The organism is Nevskia soli (assembly GCF_903970205.1).
In the GTDB taxonomy this organism is placed as follows: domain Bacteria; phylum Acidobacteriota; class Terriglobia; order Bryobacterales; family Bryobacteraceae; genus Bog-113.
Window position 1 is genome coordinate 1 of sequence record NZ_CAJCHS010000296.1, and the last position, 15092, is coordinate 15092.

General features: G+C 58.4%; 13 protein-coding genes and 1 pseudogene. 8 read left to right on the forward strand and 6 right to left on the reverse strand.

Features of this window, described 5'->3' with window-relative positions:
* The first annotated feature begins 763 nt into the window (after positions 1-763).
* Complete coding sequence (gene glgA / locus H1Y01_RS13025; protein WP_180540950.1) at positions 764-2182, forward strand: glycogen synthase GlgA; 1419 nt, start codon at positions 764-766, stop codon at positions 2180-2182.
* A gap of 36 nt (positions 2183-2218) precedes the next feature.
* Positions 2219-2548, forward strand: a complete 330-nt coding sequence (trxA, locus tag H1Y01_RS13030) for a thioredoxin (protein ID WP_180540951.1) — start codon at positions 2219-2221, stop codon at positions 2546-2548.
* 74 nt (positions 2549-2622) lie between these two features.
* Here trxA and H1Y01_RS13035 read toward each other — a convergent pair whose 3' ends face one another.
* The 6 genes from H1Y01_RS13035 to H1Y01_RS13060 form a co-directional block, all read right to left on the reverse strand.
* Positions 2623-3186, reverse strand: coding sequence for a DUF3106 domain-containing protein (locus H1Y01_RS13035; RefSeq protein WP_180540952.1), 564 nt, complete (start codon positions 3184-3186; stop codon positions 2623-2625).
* A 54-nt stretch (positions 3187-3240) separates the two neighbouring features.
* On the reverse strand, positions 3241-3693 hold the full coding sequence (locus tag H1Y01_RS13040; protein ID WP_180540953.1) for a hypothetical protein: 453 nt from the start codon (positions 3691-3693) through the stop codon (positions 3241-3243).
* A 112-nt stretch (positions 3694-3805) separates the two neighbouring features.
* Entirely contained in the window at positions 3806-4402 is a 597-nt protein-coding gene (locus tag H1Y01_RS13045) for an RNA polymerase sigma factor (RefSeq protein ID WP_219341518.1), read from the reverse strand.
* 35 nt (positions 4403-4437) lie between these two features.
* Positions 4438-5430 carry an NAD(P)H-dependent glycerol-3-phosphate dehydrogenase gene (locus H1Y01_RS13050; RefSeq protein WP_180540955.1) on the reverse strand — a complete coding sequence of 331 codons (993 nt, stop codon included), beginning with the start codon at positions 5428-5430 and terminating at the stop codon, positions 4438-4440.
* A 10-nt stretch (positions 5431-5440) separates the two neighbouring features.
* Positions 5441-6052: a glycerol-3-phosphate 1-O-acyltransferase PlsY gene (gene plsY / locus H1Y01_RS13055; RefSeq protein ID WP_180540956.1), complete on the reverse strand. Its 612-nt coding sequence runs from the start codon at positions 6050-6052 to the stop codon at positions 5441-5443.
* Positions 6053-6278: 226 nt separating this feature from the next.
* On the reverse strand, positions 6279-9614 hold the full coding sequence (locus tag H1Y01_RS13060; protein WP_437179965.1) for a carboxypeptidase regulatory-like domain-containing protein: 3336 nt from the start codon (positions 9612-9614) through the stop codon (positions 6279-6281).
* 473 nt (positions 9615-10087) lie between these two features.
* Between H1Y01_RS13060 and H1Y01_RS13065 the strand changes: the two genes are divergently transcribed.
* From H1Y01_RS13065 to H1Y01_RS13090, 6 genes and pseudogenes are all read left to right on the forward strand, one after another.
* Positions 10088-10378, forward strand: a complete 291-nt coding sequence (locus tag H1Y01_RS13065; protein ID WP_180540958.1) for a hypothetical protein — start codon at positions 10088-10090, stop codon at positions 10376-10378.
* Positions 10379-10382: 4 nt separating this feature from the next.
* Positions 10383-10952, forward strand: coding sequence for a carboxymuconolactone decarboxylase family protein (locus H1Y01_RS13070; protein WP_180540959.1), 570 nt, complete (start codon positions 10383-10385; stop codon positions 10950-10952).
* Positions 10952-12007 carry a cobalamin-independent methionine synthase II family protein gene (locus tag H1Y01_RS13075; protein ID WP_180540960.1) on the forward strand — a complete coding sequence of 352 codons (1056 nt, stop codon included), beginning with the start codon at positions 10952-10954 and terminating at the stop codon, positions 12005-12007. Before H1Y01_RS13070 ends, H1Y01_RS13075 begins: the two co-directional genes overlap by 1 nt.
* 6 nt (positions 12008-12013) lie before the next feature.
* Complete coding sequence (locus H1Y01_RS13080) at positions 12014-12328, forward strand: hypothetical protein (RefSeq protein ID WP_180540961.1); 315 nt, start codon at positions 12014-12016, stop codon at positions 12326-12328.
* Between the two features lie 12 nt (positions 12329-12340).
* A pseudogene (locus tag H1Y01_RS13085) lies at positions 12341-12718 on the forward strand (deiodinase-like protein); the annotation flags it as partial.
* A gap of 47 nt (positions 12719-12765) precedes the next feature.
* Positions 12766-15092, forward strand: a 2327-nt coding sequence (locus H1Y01_RS13090; RefSeq protein ID WP_180540962.1) for a M20/M25/M40 family metallo-hydrolase, incomplete at its 3' end; no start/stop codon positions are given.

Genomic DNA, 15092 nt, shown 5'->3' on the forward strand with positions numbered 1-15092 from the left:
CCAGGCTAATTCCTGAGTGCGGGGCTTTGGTTTGAAGGGTTTAGCGGGGAAAATATCGTGGGATGGGTTGTGTCTGAGGAAGGCAGATCGCAGACTCCCAGTCGTCGAGCGGGCTTGGGCCGCAGCGAAACCGACGGTTAGTAGAGACATGGTTATCAGTCTCACTTCGCGCTTTGCTTTAGATCAGGAAGCATTGTTTGAAGGTCGGGATCGATGACGCTATCGCTCTTAGGCGCTGTGCGCGCGGGTAAAAGCGCCAAGCGAATAAGTTACCGTGGAGCACGTAGGTAGGGTGAAGAAAAAAGTGGCAAGAGTCTCGTTATCGGTCGGGTTCAGCGCGAAGAAGGAGGCGGCAGCATCGCCAAATCCGAATTGCCTCGATTCCGCGATAAAGAGTAGAGCGTAAACCGTCAAAGGTAAAACCCACACGGAAAACCTGCCAACAAGCACGCCAAGGCGATAGGGCTGGTGGCAGGCGCAGTGGCTGGTCGGCGATTGCAACTAAGAGCGCAGCGCAAGGCGCGGCAAATATCGCCATCGACTGGTGGATAAGCATCGCGGTCGCGGGGTTCGGGCCTGGGTCGGGTTCCGTATCAAACATTTATGAGGCTCGATCCTTAAGAAAGAGTCCTGGCTCCGTTGCTTGGAAAGTCGTGAATCGCTTCTTCGATGGCCACGACGGCGGGCTCGGGAAAAGCGCGAACTGCGCACAGCTGCCTGTTCACCAACCGTAGATCGAGTCTCGGTATCATAACAATCGCTCATGAGCCGGATACTGATGGTTTCCTCCGAAGCAGCGCCCTACGCCAAGACGGGCGGATTAGCGGACGTGGTCGGCGCACTTCCGGCCGCCTTGCAGCAACTCGGTCACGAGGTAGCTGTTCTGATTCCTCGCTACGCCGGAACCGTGGCCCGTTCGCCGCGCCAGGTAACCGATCCGTTCGTCGTGCAACTCGGGCCCTACGCGTGGCGGCCGTCGGTCTACACAACCGCGGAAGATAGCCCGTTCTTCTTCCTGGATCTGCCGGAATTCTACGCGCGAGACGGCATCTATGGCGACCGCCGCGGAGACTTCGGCGACAACGATCTGCGCTTCGGGATGCTGTCTCTCGCCGTGTTTGAGTTCGCGCGCCGCATGTTCCGGCCGGACATCATCCACTGCCATGACTGGCAGGCGGGTTTGACACCCTGCTACCTAAAAACCTGGCTGACCCAGGAGCCGACCTTCTACAAAACCAAGTCGATCGAAACCATTCACAATCTAGGCTATCTCGGCTATTTCGGACGCGGCTCGCTGGAACGCGTGGGGCTGCCTCCGTGGCTGTTCCGGACGGACCTGGTCGAGTTTTACGGAGGCATCAGCCTGTTGAAGGCCGGGCTGGTTTACGCCGATGCGATCACCACGGTGAGCCCCAGATATGCCCAGGAGATTCAAACCCCGGAGCACGGGTATGGCTTGGACGGTTTGCTGCGCTCCCGCTCGCAGGATCTGATCGGAATCCTGAACGGCGTGGATTATTCGACGTGGAATCCGGAAACCGATACGGCGATCCCGGCGAATTACTCCGCCGCGGACCTCTCGGGAAAGGCGGTTTGCAAGCGGGAGCTGCTGCGTGAGTTCGGGCTGGAGCATGCGCCGCTCGATCGGCCATTGGTCGGTATCGTCAGCCGCCTGGCCGGTCAAAAGGGGTCCGATTTGATTCTGGACGCTGCCCCCGCGCTGTTCGGCGAAGACCTCTCGATGGTCGTGCTCGGTTCCGGAGAGCCCTCGTTCGAGCAGATGTTCCGGCAGATCCGGGACGCGTTTCCGGAGCGCGTCGGACTGCGCCTGGGGTATGACGACGGGCTCGCGCACCGCATCGAAGCCGGATCCGATATGTTTCTCATGCCCAGCCGCTACGAACCTTGCGGCCTGAATCAGATCTACAGCCTGCGCTACGGAACCGTTCCTGTGGTGCGCGCTACCGGAGGCCTGGACGACACGATTGACGGCGAAACCGGCTTCAAGTTCTGGGAATATTCCGGCTACGCCCTGCTGCTCGCGATGCAGGCCGCCTTGCGGGCGTGGAACGACCGGGAGCGATGGACCCGGATGATGCGGACCGGAATGGGCCGCGACTTCTCGTGGATGGCGAGCGCCGTGCAATACTCGACCCTGTACGAACGCCTGTTGAATCCTTAAGCTTCGTCGCGCTTCTAATATCTAGAAAGAGGAAATATGGCTGGAGTGAATACAAAAGATTTTACTGACGCGGCCTTCGAGACCGATGTGCTGAAATCGGACGTCCCCGTGCTGGTGGACTTTTGGGCCCAGTGGTGCGGCCCTTGCCGTCAAATGACGCCAACGATCGACGCGGTCGCGACCGAATACGACGGACGGGTGAAGGTCGGCAAGCTGAATGTGGACGAGCAGGGGCAAACGGCCATGCGCTACAACATCCGCAGCATTCCGACGCTGCTGCTTTTTAAGGGCGGGCAAGTCGTTGAACAGCGGATCGGCGCGATGGGCAAGAGCGACGTGCAGAAAATGATCGACGCTCACGTCTAACCCCAACGTCAAACGCTGCCGAATCCAAGATTGCGAAAAGACCGGCCACCGCGCCGGTCTTTTTTTTGCCGTTCCTAGTAAGGCCGCATCACCAAAGTCAGCTTTTCCAGAATCGACCGTTCGTCGGCGGAGAATCGCGACTTGAACTCATCCGACGCCATGTGCTGGTCGCGCTGCGATTTGGACATCTTGTGGAGAAGATTCATCTCGGTCCGCAGCGCCTCCCGGCGCCGCTCGGGAAGAGTCTTAAAACTTACCATCGCCGAGCGAATCTGCTCTTTTCCGTGGCTATCGAGGGTGGTGAAGGCGCGAAACCGCTCCAGCGCTTCCTGCTTTTCAATCGGCCCCATCCCGTCCAGCTGCTGCAGGCCTTTTTCGATGCGCTGACGAGTGTCCGGCGGCAGCTTAGCCAGCGTCTTCTCGCGTTCCGGCTTTCTCAGACTGCTGAGTTTTTCGACCAGGTCGGCGATCGTGGCCGTTTGGCTGCCGGGCTGGGTCGCGACCACCGGCGTACTGAGCGCCAGCGAATCGCGTGCCGAAATCGGCACAGTAACGGCTCCTTCAACGGGGACAGCCAGGGTGCTGAAGGCGAGGATGGTTAGGCCCGCTAACCGTCCGGCGAACCGCGAGCGGGTCACCTCAAAAGAGCACATTTTGGGCCGGGTCATTCCAGGTCCGGTCGTCATGAGCGGTTAAAGCGGCCTCGTCCGGCTGCGATGAACGCGGTGTTTTACGGAATCGATCTGATCGAGAAGTTGCAGATCGTCCAGAGCCTGAATGAGTTGCGCGGTTGGGTCTTGAACCGTCGCGGGAGCGGCTGCGGGAGCCGTGGTTGCGGGCACAATGCCGCGCCACCGGGTAATGAAGCGGGAGGCGTCCCCAGCAAAGAAACCGACAACCAGCACGGCCGCGATCGCCAACGGGTATGAAGAGCGCCCGATCCACGCTGGATGTTCGAAGACTTGCTGGAACCGCCGGAACCAACTCCGGTTTGCTTCCAGCTCAAAACGCGCGTATAGCTTACGGTTAAAATCACGACTTGGGGCAACAGCGTCCCATCCATCCAGCGCTGCGAAAACCTGTCGTTGCTCATCGATCAGGGAACGGCATGCCGGACACGAATCCGCGTGAAATTGTAATTCCATGCGCTCCATTGCCCTAGCACGCCCGGTTGCGAACTCGATCAGCCTAAGGCGACCGTTCCGCGTTTTGGACGGACAATTCATCTCTTCTTAACCCCGTTAACACTTATTAACACTAAGCCATGTGTGCCAGTCGCGCTCGAAGTGTCTCGTAAGCGCGAAAAAGTAACGATTTGACAGCCGACTCCGAACAACAAAGTACCTTAGCGATCTGAGAATACTCCATTTCTTCGTATTTGTGCATCAAAACTGCCGCTCTTTGTTTTTCCGGAAGGGAAGCAATCGCACGGCGGATCTCTTCGAGGCGCGTTCCCGAAACCATGTGCTGCTCGACGTTCGGATTGCGATCGGCTAGCTGCAAGGCGGGCGCATCGCTCGATTCAGCATCCAGACTGTCTTGCACGCGGTCCTTTTTCGCATCGCGGAGCCAATTCAGAGCCAGGTGGGTCGCAATCCGAAACAGCCAGGTGGTGAACTTGGCGGTGGCTTCGTAGCTGGCCCGGGACCGGAAAACCCGCAGGAACACGTCTTGTGCCAGTTCTTCCGCAACCGCGTGATTTTGAACCATGCGGTAGAGAAAATGGATCACCGGGTGCCGGTGCCGCTCCAAGAGGACGCCGAAACACGACGTGTCTCCCGCTTTCACCCGCAGCATCAATTGGACGTCGTAGTCTAGGGCGTGAGCGGCCATTTCATCTGTAACACTTCGCACAGGAAAAGGTTTCGGAACTGACCGGATGTTATCCATTATTCCTCTTTAAGCGTACGCTCCATGAGGCGATGAATCGCTTCTTCCGGACGGTGCCTGCCTTCCAGGACGGCGGTCATTTCAGCAGCTATAGGCATCTCGACGTCGAACTCATGTCCCAGCCGAACAGCCGCGCCGGCGGTGCCAACGCCTTCGGTTGTCGCTGTATTCGTAACGAGCACATCGAGCACCGAGACAGCCTGGCTCATGCGGAAGCCCAGCTGCCGGTTGCGGCTTTGCTCGCCCGTGCAAGTTAGAATTAAATCGCCTAATCCCGATAAACCGGCGAGCGTGCGGGATTGCCCGCCCATGGCGACAGCGAGACGCGTGATTTCGGCTAACCCTCTTGTAATCAATGCAGCACCAGCGTTGTAGCCCAATTCCAGCCCGGCTGCCATTCCCGCGCCCAGGGCCACGACATTCTTTAAAGCTCCGCCGATTTCAACTCCAATTCTATCTTCAGTCGAATATACACGAAAGCTCGGCCGGGCTAGAGCGTGACGGACGGCGAGCGCGGCTTCTCTTGGACCGGCGATAACGATGGCCGCCGGCTTTCCGGCAGCAACTTCATTCGCGAAGGACGGCCCGCTTAATGCTAATACCCGATCGGGATTCCGCCGCGCCGCCTCTGCAATCACTTGGGTCATCCGAAAGAGTGTGCCGCTCTCCAAACCTTTCCCAGTGCTGACGATGAAAGAGTGCCCTGGAATTGTGCCCTGAAGCCTTGCCATTAGGTCGCGAACATGCGCGGTGGGGACCGCAACCAGGACGATATCGGCCGACGATACACATTCATGCGCGTCAGCCGTAACTTGGATCGAAGGGCATAAACGAATTCCGGCTAGGGATCGGGCGTTCTCGCGCGACTCGCTGACCGTTGCCGCCAACGCGGCATCGCGGGTCCAAAGCCGGACCTCTTCGAAGTTGGGAGCGACGATGGACGCCAGCGCGGTTCCCCAGCTTCCCGCGCCGAGAATTGCGATCCGCTTCAACCCATCCGCCTCAAGAGGTTCGCGCTCTTCGCACGGAGAACGCGTGTTCCTGGCCCGATCGCAGGCGAACGATGTTCCCCTGGTGACGCCAGATCACGAGAGCGCATGAAAGAATACTGCAAACGATTAGCGGCCAGTGTTGCGGCCGTTGGATGATCCACACCGCCAGTGGAAATGTGATCGCGCCCATCAGGGACCCGAGTGAGATGAACCGCGTCCGCCACACCGTCGCGAAGAAAACGACAGCCACGGCGGCTACTGGAATCGGCGCGAGATACAGATAGGCGCCCAGGAAACTCGCCACGGCTTTGCCGCCTTTGAAGTTGAGGAATACGGGGAACGCGTGGCCGACTAAGGCTGCCAGCGCGGCCAAGTTCGTAACGAGTTCGTTGCCGCCGGTAAGGCGGGCGGCGATCCAGACCGCGAGAAAAGCTTTGAGCGCGTCCAGCACGAGGGTCGCGACGCCGATTGCGCGGCTCGTCGTGCGGAACACATTGGTTGCTCCGATGTTGCCGCTACCGGCGCGGCGTATATCGGATCCCGTTCGCCAGCGCACCAGCAGGTATCCGAACGGGATGCTTCCCAGTAAGTAGGCGAGGACGATGGAGAGGAAGGGAAGCACCGACGTTCATTTTAAACGTTTGAGTTTGCGTAGGCTAAACTAACAGGCCGAGTCAAAACCGACTCCCAAGGGGTTCGCGCCGGGAATCAACAACTTGCGCGATCCCTTTCCCGCTTTGAGCCGACAAAGTCGGCCCTCTTACTCCCTCACGGTCGCGGCTCTGTAACGCAAGGAATTTACTGAGCCGCGCGCGTGAGCAAGCGGGGTTCTTAGGCTTCTAGCCCACTTAGAAAAGTAACTTCAGTGCCAGTTGCATCAAACGCGGCGGACCCGACTGAAGTATTTGTCCGAATGCCGGCGATTCTAAATCGTTCTCCGGCAACCCGAAATTCGGGTGATTGAACAGATTGAAGCACTCCGCGCGGAACTGCAGGATCCGGCGCTCGCTGATGTTGAAATTCCGGAATAGGGAGGCATCCACATCCTCGATGCCAGGACCGCGCACGACGTTGCGGCCTTCATTTCCGAACTGTCCCGCCTGCGTTACCGGGTTCAGTTGCAGGAAAGGCGACCGGCTCACCCACTCATTGGGAGTGTGCGGCTGCCCGGCGTTGGGATTGGAGACCAGGTCCGGCCGGCTGGAATAGAAGCCGGTGATCTCGGGCGCGCTGCCCTGCAGCGAAACATCGGCGCTATCGTAAACCGTAAACGGAGTACCTGAAGACAAAGTGGCGATCATATTAAACTGCCAGCCATTGGTAATGAACTCGGCGGCGCGCGATCCGCTATGCCAGAACGGTAGCGCGTAACTCCCGCTGAACACAAAGCGGAACTTGGAATCGAAGAGGCTCGGGCCCTTTTCCGCGGCTAGGTCAAACGGGTTCTGCGCGAGGTCATTCTCGCCCGCCACTAATGTAGGAGCGGACCCGGCCACATTGAGACTCGATATATCATCGAGGCTCTTTGAATACCAGAACGAAGCGAGGAAGCTAAGACCGTGCGAGTATTTGCGTGAGAAAGCTACTTGCAAAGCATCGTAAGTGGAACTAGCTTCGTCGGCGATTAGTCCCACCGATCCGTAGTTACAGATACCGGCTGCATTGCAGGTAGTGTACTGACGGATCTCATTGTTGTTTTCGGGAGTTACGCCAGGGCCATAGATACTAGGGTTCGCTTCGATAAAGCGAGGCAGGTGCGTTCCCTTAGTCCCGACATAACGCACATCGAGGAGGTAATCTTTGCCGATAACACGCTCGATGGATAGATCCCAGTTCTGCGAGTACGGCGGCAGCATCCCCGATTGGACCGTGAGTACAGTCGCCGGAGCGACAAAGTTCCCCGTGCCAAACGGAGTGGGGGCGCCGCCGTAAGGATTGGCTAAATTGAATCCCGGGCCGGCCAACTGGTACGCCTGAGTCCACGGCAGCGCACTGACGGCCGCCTGAAGTGGACCCCCTGTGCCGTTGGTGAAGCCGTCGTAGAAAATGCCATACCCCGCGCGGACGACGAATTTGCTTGCGCCAAACGGGTCCCACGCGAGACCCACGCGGGGCATGAATTCGTGATAATCGACCGGCGCGATACCCGCGGGAACGCCTGAGTCGCCGGGAAACAACAAGCCCTCGGGCGCATTCGGATAAACCGTCGATTGACGGCCCGGGTCCCATGCGTTCAAGCGGTTGCGAATTTCCGTATAAGGCGTGTTGACCTCATATCGCAGCCCGTAATCGAGGGTCAAGCGCGGCGTCATGCGGAATTCATCCTGTGCATATCCGGCGCCGATCCACTTACGCAGTCCGCGGTCGAAAGAGCCGCCGCCCTGGAAGAACTGCACGGACTGGCCTAGCAGGAAGCTGGCGAAAGAGTCGCTCGCCGGGAAAGGCGCGAATACAAAGAAACCATTGGTCGCAATTCCAAAGAGAACGTTGATCTGTTCGCGGGTAAAGTCGGCGCCTAACTTGAGGTTATGGCGCCCCCGAGTCATGGCGATCGAGTAAGATCCCTGATAGTCGTTTTGATAAGTGTTCTGAGGTCCGGTAATGGGATTGCCGAGCGATGCGTAACCACTTACGATGAGGTAGGGAACGCCGTCGTTCAACCCCAGGGTAGGTTGGTAGTCAAATCCGAGCGAGCTGCCTGGAGTGTGGTTTACCGCTTGTCCGTTGAGAAAGACATTGCGCAGGAACGAGGCGCGCACCGTCTGTACCGTCTGCGGCGAAATCATGTGGACCCAAGAAACCGTGGCGGAGTTAGTAAAGATGTCGTCGGTGACCGGAAACCCAGGCACGCCCGCGCCCGCGATGGGAAGCGGATCGAGTTGGTTCAGCGACGACACGGAATAGCGGAGAGACAACTGGTCCCTGTCGCTGAAGTAGTGATCGAGCCGGACGCCGCCCTGCTCGTAGTTCGTTGAACCAAGTTGTGTTGTCTCGAAAACATTGCCCCCTGCGTTCGGCAGCGGATACAGGTTCTCGGCTTGCAGGGCGATCGGGCTGATCATCGACGCCGGGATCTGATTGTTTGGAAAGGGCATGCCGCTGAACTCGTTGATCAAAGGCGTAGGCTGCCCGGTCGAGGGATCGACCAGTCCGGAGAAGTTACCGGCTCGCTCAGCGGCTGTTGGAACAATCGCCGCCTGGGTCTGGCCATCCGATTCGCGCTGGCCCTCATAGTAGAGGAAAAAGAAGTCCTTGTTCTTGCGGATGGGTCCGCCCAGTGTGGCGCCGAACTGATTGCGATGCAACGGTTCCGTACTGGGCGCGAAGAAGTTGCGCGAGTCCATGTCACTGTTGCGAAAGAAATCGTATAGGTCGCCGTGTAACTGGTTCGTCCCCGACTTAGTGACCATTGAGGTGGTCGCCCCGCTGGTCTGCCCGTACTCCGCGGGGGCGTTAAGAGTCAGAATGCGGAATTCCGACACGGCATCCACCGGCACTCGCAGCGCGTAACCTCCATTTACGCTATCCACATTGCTGGCGCCATCCAGTAGATAGTTATTCGATTCCGGGCGTTCGCCGTTCACCGCGTAAGCCTGGCCGCTCCGCGCGATGCCGCCGGCCTCAGCCAGTCCCGCGGTCATCGGAGCAACTCCCGGTTGTAACAGACCGAGTTGCGTCAGATCGCGCCCGTTCAACGGTAAGTCGGTCGCCTCTTTCTCCGATACGACATTGCCGAGAGTCGGGCTGGTATCTACATTCACGGCATCAGCCGAGACTCTTACGACCGAATGTTCACTGGCAATTTCGAGCTTCGCCTGCCAGGTAACTACTTGTCCAATGTCGATGCGCAGCGCGGAAACGGAGTAAGGCGCGAAGCCTTGTGCGGTCACAGTTAGCCGGTATTCACCAACGGGTAAGTCGGAGAAGTGGAACGCTCCCTGTTGCGACGAAAGAACCGTTCGGGTGAGTCCGGTCCGTGCATTTTCGACGCTCACTTGCGCGTTTCGCACTAGCGCATTTGCTGGATCTGCGATTTGCCCTTCCAGCGTTCCCACTGGATCTTGTGCATAGCCGGCCAGGTACAGGCATACTAACGATGCCGCGAGTCTCTTTATCAAACTAAATACCCCCCAAAGGTATGCAGAAGAGTCTATGTTGCGCGAGTCGGTTATAACAATAGTCAAAATGCGTTAACCTTCCAGAAACTTTAGTCAGTCCGAGACTTTGAAGGCATCCGTGAAGACTTGCATTAGCGTTTTTTGACTATTGCGGTATGCGTCGAGCGTCGATAAGCTTGCGTACCAGAACAAACATGACATCCGTCAATCTGATGCCCTGTCGTCCTGAAATCGCCATGGAACCGAAACAGTCTCACGCCAGGGGAGCGCGAACTGATCGCGACCTTCGTGTCGGAGTTCGGCATGACCCCTTCGGTTCACACGGGGGCGGCGCCCTGTGGCGCACGGACTCTTCTGTGCCGTGTCGAAACTCCTCTCGACACCCGCGGGTGGCGCCCGACTGCACAGCAGCCCGTGGCAGTAATCAAAAAGCACCGCTTACTCACGTGCGCGTTTTTGTAGAATCAGTACGTTACAGGCCGAGGGGAGATCGTGGCGAGCAACGCGGCCCCAGCACGTTAACCAGCGGAGAGCGCGAAATGATCGCGGCCTTCGTCTCTACTAGACACGGCTGCTACTTCCGCCAGACCAGCCACCGCGCCGCCGCGCACTATCTGCAAGGTAACTACGCCTTAGTGGATGCCGTTCGGTGGGATTATCAAAACGCTCCCGTCACGCCCAAATTAAAATCTCTGCTGGCGGTCGCCGCTAAGGTTCAACGAGGCGGAGAGAAAGTGACGGAGGAAGATATTGCGCTTGCCCGCGAAGCCGGAGCTACCGATCTCGAGTTGCATGACACGATGAAGGGCTATCTTCGACATCGCGGATAGATCGATGCCACATATCTACTTAGATACCGACTTACCCGGAATTCGCGGACTCTTCGCATTCCGTCCCGCAACAGCCGTTCCCATGAGCGCGCTTGCCCAGGTGCTGCTGCACGACGAGAACACGTTAACGCGGGCCGATCGCGAACTCATCGCTGCCTATGTGTCTTATCGAAACGATTGCCAATATTGCCAGACGAGTCACGGGGCGCTTGCCGCCTATCATCTGAACGGTGACGAAGAGTTAGTGCGGCAGGTCAAACATAACTTCGAAACGGCGCCCATTTCACAGAAGCTGAAGGCGCTGCTTGCGATTGCCGGGAAGGTGCAAGAAAGCGGAAAAAGCGTGCTGCCCGGCGATATCGAACGGGCGCGAAGCCACGGTGCAACAGATCTCGAGATCCACGATACGGTCCTGATCGCAGCCGCGTTTTGTATGTACAACCGTTATGTGGATGGCCTCGCGACGTTCGCGCCCGGCGACATTGAATCCTATCGGGAGCGGGCCGCGGGAGTCGCCGCCAACGGCTATATGAAACTCGTGCGCGACCTTCAGGCCGAGGGCGCCGCTAAGTGATGACCCTCTCGATACCGACCGAACCGATCGGCAGCATTCCGCGGCCTCCTGAGTTAATCGCAGCCCTGGCTGGCAACAACGAAGGCGAATTGAATCGCATCGCCAGGCAGGCGCTTTTGGATACGGTTCGCCGCTTCGCAGAGACAGGATCGCCCGTGATCACGGATGGGGAGCAGACCAAACCCAGTTTCGCCACTTACCCGCTGCATGGACTCGCCAACTTAGCCCCCGATGGAGTTGTCATTCCGTTTGCGGACGGACACATGCGTCAGTTACCCAAACTAACCAACGGGCCTTTCCACTACGGGCAGTACGCGGTCAAGTATCTTGAGGCAGTTAAAGGGCTCACGGCGTTACCGGTCAAGCAGGCGGTTATCTCGGCATCGGCGATGAGCCTGCTCTATCCTGCTGCCGGGATCGAAGGTTACTCGCGCGAAGCGTTTCTGAATGACCTGGTTGCCGGCGCCGTCACCGACATTCGCCAGTGCCTGGAACGCGGCGCCGACAGCGTCCAAATCGACTTCACGGAGGCCCGCCTCTCACTCAAGCTCGATCCGTCCGGCGGCCTCCTCGAAAGCTTTGTCGCGCTGAACAACCGCGTTCTTGCCCACTTTTCGCAGAAGGAGCGCCTTTCGATCGGGGTTCACACCTGTCCAGGCGGCGATCGCGATGCCACACATAGTGCGGATGTCGATTACGCGGATCTTCTTCCCATTCTATTTCGCATGCACGTCGGGCGCTTCTACATTCAACTAGCGAGTGAGAAGGAACCTGAGCGGGTGCTAGATATCATCCGCCGGCACTTACAACCTGACCAAAAGGTTTTCGTCGGCGTGATAGACCCCATCAACCCCCAAGTAGAAACTCCGGATCAGGTTCGCGATCGCGTGCTAGTCGCGGCCAGATACCTTCCTCTCGCTCAGCTGGGAACTACGGACGATTGTGGTTTCGCTCCCTTTGCAGACGACACCTCGACCTCACGCGATTTAGCCTTCCAGAAGATACGCGCGCGTGTGGCCGGCACGCAACTTGCGGCACAGCAGCTAGGGTCGTAACTCATTGTGCGCTTCTTCAAAGTCATACTGATCTGCCTTGCCGGAGTAGGACTGCTGTACGTTGCGCTCTGCGCCGCCATCTATACGGCCATGCGCCAGCCCCCTGAGCGTTTTGGCGCAATTATGACCAAGGTTCCGGACGTTGCGTTCCTGATCCTACCCTTTGAGTCGTTGTGGATGTCGGCGCGCGCGGGGCAATTGCGGGTGGGGGATGCGGCTCCGGATTTTGACCTGGCTGCGCTCGATCGCAGCCGCTCAGTCAAACTGTCGTCAGAGTACCCGGTCGAGCCGGTTGTTCTTATCTTCGGGAGCTATACTTGACCGCCATTTCGCCGGGAGGTTCCCGCGCTCAACAAGCTATATGACACGTATCGCGGCCGCGCTTCGTTCTATGTGGTGTACATCCAGGAGGCGCACCCAACCGATCTTTGGACGCAGGAAGCCAATGTGCGGGACGGGGTACTGTTTGCGTCCCCGCGTTCCAATGAAGAGCGCGGTGAGACGGCCGCAACTTGTGTCCGGCGCCTCGGCATACGCATTCCCGCCATACTTGATGGGATCGACAACAAGACGGAGCGCGCCTACACCGGCTGGCCCGATCGTCTCTACCTTGTGGGAAGGGATGGCCGCATAAAATACAAGAGCGCGCCTGGCCCGTTCGGGTTCTCGGCCGGCGGCTTGGCCGGGGCTCTACAGCGCGAACTGCATTAGCTCTTTCCGCGGTCGTAATGATTCAAGATCTCCAACCGGAGCAATAGATGAAGAAAACAACTCTTGTATTTCCAATCGTCTTTATCTGCGCGGTCTTCTGTTACCGCGCCACGGCGGCGGACTCCGCGGGCCGGCATTGGTGGGATTACGTCCGCGTGTTGGCGGACGACAATATGGAGGGCCGCAATACCGGCAGTCCTGGACATCGAAGAGCCGCCTCGTACGTCGCAAGCCAGTTTGAAACCAGCGGCCTGCAACCGGCAGGTACTCAGGGCTTCTTCCAGATGGTCCCGTTCCAAGTGATCACAGTAGATCAGGATCACTCGAACGCGGCCCTCATTCACGGCGGAAAGGTTGAGCCGCTGACTTACGGCGAAGAAGTCCTCGTCTCTTCGCCCGATAACTTCGCCCCGCCGGTTGAAGCGCCCCTGGTCTTCATCGGCTATGGATTAAGCGCGGCCGCCGCAGGTTATGACGACTTTGCCGGCCTCGATTTGCGCGGGAAAATCGCCGTCTATCTAACCGGCGCCGGACCCTCGTCCGTGCCCGGCAACATGCGCGCGCACTTCAGTTCCAACACAATTCGCAGAAAGGCCCTGGCAGACGCGGGAGCTATCGGATTGGTTCGTCTTATCGATCCGTCGTTCATGGATATTCCATGGACGCGTATTCGGGGCAATGCCAAAAGTCCAAACATGGTTCTCGCCGACCCCGATCTGCAGGATGATCGCGGCCACACCCTATCGGTTACCGTGAATCCCGAGAAAACGGAACGGTGGTTCACCGGCTCCGGCCACTCCTTTGCGGAGTTACTCAACCTGGCTAAAGACGGCCGCCCGCTGCCGCATTTCCCTTTGGCCTTCTCTCTGCGCGCGCAATCCATCGTGCAGCAGTCCCAGGTTGAGTCTCAGAATGTCGTCGCGGTGTTACCCGGCAGTGACCCGCAACTTAGGGATGAGTACGTCGTACTTTCCGCGCATCTCGATCACCTTGGCGTCGGCACTCCGGTCAATGGCGATTCTATCTTCAATGGCGCGATGGACAATGCGTCCGGCGTCGCCTCTTTGCTTGAGATCGCGAAGCAACTGAAGGAAGCAGGTCTGCACACGCGCCGTTCACTCCTCTTCCTGGCTGTCACCGGCGAGGAGAAAGGATTGCTCGGCTCCCGCTACTTCACCGCGCATCCTACAATCCCCTTGCAGAGTATCGTCGCCGATCTCAATCTGGATATGTTTCTCCCCATCCACCCCATGCATGTGATGACCGTCTTCGGGTTGGGTGAATCTTCCATCGGCGGGGTCGTCCGCGACATCGCCGCGAAGCACGGTTTCAAGACGCAGGATGATCCCTATCCGCAGCGCAACATATTCATTCGCAGCGATCAATACAATTTCATCCTTCACGGAATCCCGTCGGTGATGTGCATGGATGGATCCGAAAAGGGCTCGAAGGATGAGGAGGTTGAGCGCGCGTGGCTAGAGTCTCGATACCACGCCCCCAGCGATGACTTGAACCAGCCGGTCGACCTGGATGCCGCCGCGCAGTTTAACTCCGTCATGAAGGATGTCGTCGTCGAACTCGCTGATACACCAGCCCGTCCCACATGGAATGGCGATAGCTTCTTCCGCCGTTTCCAGGCCGCCGCCGACCGAGCGCCTTCGGCCGCAAAAGTTCGAGACTTCACTCTAACTTACCAGGCGACAGTTCATCCGCCGCCCGCCGGTTCCAAACGCCTCGACGTATGGCTGCCCGTGCCGCACGATGACGATTTTCAGCGGATCGAGAATCTGTCAGTCGAGTCTTCTGTAAAGTACGAATTTACCGCGGCCGCGAACGGCAATCGCTACCTTCACATTGATACTGCCGCGCCGGGTAAAGACCTGCCGATTGCGATTCGTTTCACCGCTCGACGCTCGGAGCGGGACCAGTCCGATCTTAGTTCCCACTCTGATGCGACTGCGCCGACTAATCTGGACGCTTACTTAAGGCCGGATCGGCTGGTTCCACTCGATGACCAGATTCGTGCCTGGGCTACGGAAGTAGTTAGTCAGGCGCACGCCCAAACTGACCTCGAAAAGGCCCGTGCTATATACAATCACGTTGTTGCCACCGTGAAGTACGATAAGTCAGGCAAAGGTTGGGGACGCGGCGATATCTACTACGCGTGCGATGCGCGCCGCGGTAACTGCACGGACTTCCACGCGATCTTCATCGGCTATGCCCGGGCGGTCGGCATCCCTGCGCGATTCTCGATTGGATTCCCCGTTCCTGCCGAACGCGGCGCGGGCAGGATCGCGGGCTATCACTGCTGGGCAGAGTTCTACGCGAAGGGCATCGGATGGATACCCGTCGACGCGTCGGAAGCAGCGAAAGA